Source organism: Acidovorax sp. KPB24-07, assembly GCF_057543315.1.
Genome location: NZ_BAAJYS010000268.1, coordinates 1 through 4,687 on the forward strand (window position 1 = coordinate 1; position 4,687 = coordinate 4,687).

A 4,687-nucleotide genomic window follows, 5' to 3' on the forward strand; every position below is an offset into this window, starting at 1 on the left:
TCGATCAGGGTGCCGCGCATGGCGTGCGCATCACTGGCAGGCTTCGCAGGTCGGGTCGTCGATCGCGCAGAACTTCACGTCGGTCGCGGGCAATGCCGCGGCCTGTGCCTGTGCTGCGGCCGCAGCGGCTTCGAGCGCGCTGGGCTTGGATGCGGCCTGTGCGCCGCCGCCGTCGGTGCCCGACGACACGGCGTTGAGCTGGCGTGTGTTCACGGTGCTCATCTCGACGTGCGTGGCGCTTTGCGTGCGCAGGTAATACGTGGTCTTGAGGCCGCGCACCCAGGCGAGCTTGTAGGTGTCGTCGAGCTTCTTGCCTGATGCGCCCGCCATGTAGATGTTCAGGCTCTGCGCCTGGTCGATCCACTTCTGGCGGCGCGATGCGGCCTCGACGAGCCACGACGGCTCGACTTCGAAGGCCGTGGAGTACAGCGCCTTGACGTCCTGCGGCACGCGGTCGATGGAGTGCAGCGAACCCTTGAAGTGCTTGAGGTCCATGACCATCACGTCGTCCCACAGGCCCAGGCGCTTGAGGTCGCGCACCAGGTAGCCGTTGATGACCGTGAACTCGCCCGACAGGTTCGATTTGACCGATAGGTTGCCGAACGAGGGCTCGATGGACGCATCGACACCGACGATGTTGGAGATGGTGGCGGTGGGCGCGATGGCCACGCAGTTGGAGTTGCGCATGCCGTCCTGCGCGATCTTCTTGCGCAGCGCATCCCAGTCCAGCGAGGACGAGCGGTCCACTTCCACGAAGCCGCCGCGGGCTTTTTCCAGCAGCTCTAGCGTGTCGAACGGCAGGATGCCGCGGTCCCACAGCGAGCCCTTGTAGCTTTCGTAGTGGCCGCGTTCCTTGGCCAGCTCGGTCGAAGCCCAGTAGGCGTAGTAGCAGATGGCTTCCATGGATCGATCGGCGAACTCGACCGCGGCCTGCGACGCGTAGGGAATGCGCAGTTCGTACAGGCTGTCCTGGAAGGCCATGATGCCCAGGCCCACGGGGCGGTGGCGCATGTTGGAGGCGCGGGCCTTTTCGACGGCGTAGTAGTTGATGTCGATCACGTTGTCGAGCATGCGCATGGCCGTGGAGATGGTCTTGCGCAGCTTGACGTGGTCGAGCTCGCGGCCGTTCGGGCCGTCCTTCAGATGGCGCAGCAGGTTGACCGAGCCGAGGTTGCAGACCGCGGTTTCGGTGTCGCTGGTGTTCAGCGTGATCTCGGTGCACAGGTTGGACGAGTGCACCACGCCGGCGTGCTGCTGGGGCGAGCGCACGTTGCAGGCATCCTTGAACGTGATCCAGGGGTGGCCGGTCTCGAACAGCATGGTGAGAATCTTGCGCCACAGGTCGGTCGCCTGCAGCGTGCGCGAGGGCTTGATCTCGCCGCGCGCAGCCTTCTCTTCATAGGCCACGTAGGCCTTTTCGAAGTCGGCGCCGAACAGGTCGTGCAGGTCGGGCACGTTGGAGGGTGAGAACAGGGTCCAGGTGCCCTTTTCCATGACGCGACGCATGAACAGGTCGGGAATCCAGTTGGCCGTGTTCATGTCGTGCGTGCGGCGGCGGTCGTCGCCGGTGTTCTTGCGCAACTCCAGGAACTCCTCGATGTCCAGGTGCCAGGTTTCGAGGTACGTGCAGACGGCGCCCTTGCGCTTGCCGCCCTGGTTCACGGCCACGGCGGTGTCGTTCACCACCTTGAGGAACGGCACCACGCCCTGCGATTCGCCGTTGGTGCCCTTGATGTGCGATCCCAGTGCGCGCACGCGGGTCCAGTCGTTGCCCAGGCCGCCGGCGAACTTGGACAGCAGCGCGTTTTCCTTGATCGATTCGTAGATGCCGTCGAGGTCGTCGGGCACGGTGGTCAGGTAGCACGACGACAGCTGCGAGCGCAGCGTGCCGCTGTTGAACAGCGTGGGGGTGCTGGACATGAAGTCGAACGACGAGAGCACCTCATAGAACTCGATGGCGCGCGCTTCGCGGTTGTCTTCCTTGAGCGCCAGGCCCATGGCCACGCGCATGAAGAACGCCTGGGGCAGTTCGATGCGGCTCTTGCGCACGTGCAGGAAGTAGCGGTCGTACAGCGTCTGCAGGCCCAGGTAGTCGAACTGCTGGTCGCGCTCGAACTTCAGTGCGGCGCCGAGCTTTTGCAGGTCGTACTCGAGCAGGCGGGGGTCCAGCAGGTCGTTGTCCACGCCCTTCTGGATGAACACGGGGAAGTAGTTCGCGTAGGCGGCGCCCATTTCGCCGGGCGCCACGTCGCGGCCCAGCACCTCGCGCACGATGGTGTGCAGCAGCAGGCGGGCGGTGGCGTAGGTGTAGTCGGGGTCTTTCTCGATCAGGGTGCGGGCGGCCAGGATGGAGGCCTTGTACACCTCGTCCATGGGCACGCCGTCGTACAGGTTGCGCATGGTTTCGGCCACGATGGGCGCGGCCTGGATGTCGGCGCCCAGGTTGGAGCAGGCGGCCTGGATGAGGCTCAGCATGCGCGCTTCATCGAGGGGCACGCGCTGGCCATGGTCGATCACGTGCAGGGTGGGCACGGCGGGGGTGCGCTGCTCCTGCTGGTGGGCGCGCTCCTGCGAGCGGCGCTCGCGGTACAGCACATAGGCACGCGCGACCTCGTGGTGGCCACCGCGCATCAGGCCCAGTTCGACCTGGTCCTGGACGTCCTCGATGTGGAACGTGCCGCCGCCCGGGCGCGAGCGCATGAGGGCGCGCACCACGTTCTGGGTCAGCGCGTCCACGACTTCGCGCACGCTGGCCGAAGCGGCACCCTGGGTGCCGTGCACGGCGAGAAACGCCTTCATCAGGGCCACTGCGATCTTCTGCGGTTCGAACGGCACCACTGCGCCGTTGCGGCGAATGATCTGGTAGTGCGTCAGCAGGTCGCTGCCGGGCTGCGCCGCCGGCGATTCGTCTGCGGCAGTGGGGGCTTGCCCGGTGGCTTGGCTGGTGGATGAAGGGTTTAGCGCAGCTTGCATGAAAGGTCCTTTGGGAGCTGTCGGAAAAGGCGGATCTGGCGGGCCGTAAGGCGGCGCCAAAGCGGAGAACGGGGTGGGGGTTGGGTGCTGGCCCACACGCTATATCTAGGGTGTGCAATGGTAGCAAGACACTACCGGTAGTGTACAGCGCCCTCTGCTCCGGATTCTGGAAACATGCTGTTTCCATGGCCTGGAAGCCGTGACCGAGGCATGGCGCAAAGGCCGTGTGGATGCGGGTGGGGGACGGGAAAACGTGGTCTGGCGCAGTACGCCGGGCGTTTTGACTTCACGAGCCGCGTGGGCACTGTCTTCCATGGCGGGAGGGCAGCGGGCCCAGAGTGTCGCGGTTTGGCGTCCCGCGTGCAGAGGGTTGGGGAAAACCCTCAATTATGGCGGTGGTCGGGTTGACTTCCGTGGAAACACGGCGGGTGGCCACGGCAGGTCCGCTCGAAGCCGTTGCCAGTCGAAGCCCGGCCCCGGGTCCTGCTTTCTGCCGGGAGCCACGTCTTCGTGGCCTGCCACGTGGGCGATGGGGTAGCGCAGCGGCAGTTCGGCGCAAAGCCGCGCCAGGGTGGCGTATTGGGCGGGCTCGAAGGTCTGGCCCTCCAGCCCTTCCAGTTCGATGCCGATCGAGTCATCGTTGCAGTTGGCGCGGCCCCGGTAGCTCGACGGCCCGGCATGCCAAGCCCGCAGATCGCAGTCCACGAATTGCCAGAGCCGGCCGTCGCGCTCGATGAAGAAGTGGGCCGACACCTGCAGCCCGCGGATGCCGGCGTAGTAGGGGTGCGCATCCCAGTCGAGGGTGTTGGTGAAAAGCCGGCGCACCTGCCCGCCGCCGTATTCGCCGGGGGGCAGGCTGATCGAATGCACGACGATGAGATCGATGACCGCCTGGGCCGGGCGGGGGCCGAAGTTGGGCGAGGGCTCACGCGTGGCGTCCCGGTACCAGCCGCCGTCCCACACCGGCCTGTCCCCCGCCTCCGGGCAGGGCACTGGGCCGGGGTGCGGTGCCTCATTCGCTGTCGTCATTCGCGTCGCTGTCGTTGGGCGCGGCGATGTCCAGGCGGGCGATCCGGTAGCGGATCTGCCGCAGGCTGATGCCCAGCCGCGCCGCGGTGGCGGTGCGGTTGAAGCCGGTATCCCGCAGGGCCCGCACCAGAATCTCGCGCTCTTGCTGGTCCAGCCAGGCCTGCAGGTCGCTGGGCAAGGGCACGGAGGCGGCCGGGTTGGCGCTGCGCGGTGTGCCGTTGCCGGGCGGATCCCCCCCGGTGGCGGGCGATGCGCCCGCATCGGCGCGCGCGGCATCGGCGGCCGAGGCGTGCGGGGGCTCCACGTGCAGCTCTTCTCCATCGCTCAGGGCGACGGCGCGGTGCAGCAGGTTTTCCAGCTCGCGCACGTTGCCGGGCCAGGGCGCCTGCTGCAGCGAGCGTTCGGCGGCGGGTGTGAGCTGCGGACGCGGGTAGCCCAGGCGCCGGCTGTAGGCGTCGATGAAATGGCGCGCCAGCGGCACGATGTCGCCCGGGCGCTCGCGCAGCGTGTGCACCTCCAGGCTCACCACGTTCAGGCGGTAGTACAGGTCCTTGCGAAAGCGCTGCTGCAGCACCAGCGCCTGCAGGTCCACCGACGCGGCGGCCACGATGCGCACGTCGATGGGAATCGGCTGGCGCCCGCCCACGCGCACCACCTCGCGCTGCTGCAGCACGCGCAGCAGCTT

General features: G+C 67.2%; 3 protein-coding genes. All 3 read right to left on the reverse strand.

The window, feature by feature from the left end; all coding sequences use genetic code 11:
* Positions 1-30 precede the first annotated feature (30 nt).
* Positions 31-2,973 (reverse strand): ribonucleoside-diphosphate reductase subunit alpha, encoded by a 2,943-nt coding sequence (locus AC27IQ_RS18975; RefSeq protein ID WP_487090399.1) that lies wholly within the window; start codon positions 2,971-2,973, stop codon positions 31-33.
* Between the two features lie 387 nt (positions 2,974-3,360).
* The gene (gene ampD, locus AC27IQ_RS18980) at positions 3,361-4,002 is read right to left on the reverse strand and encodes a 1,6-anhydro-N-acetylmuramyl-L-alanine amidase AmpD (RefSeq protein WP_487090400.1); all 642 of its coding nucleotides are present in this window, start codon (positions 4,000-4,002) and stop codon (positions 3,361-3,363) included.
* A partial coding sequence (locus tag AC27IQ_RS18985) for an AAA-type ATPase lid domain-containing protein (protein WP_487090401.1) occupies positions 3,986-4,687 on the reverse strand: 702 nt, incomplete at its 5' end. The genes ampD and AC27IQ_RS18985, both read right to left, overlap by 17 nt.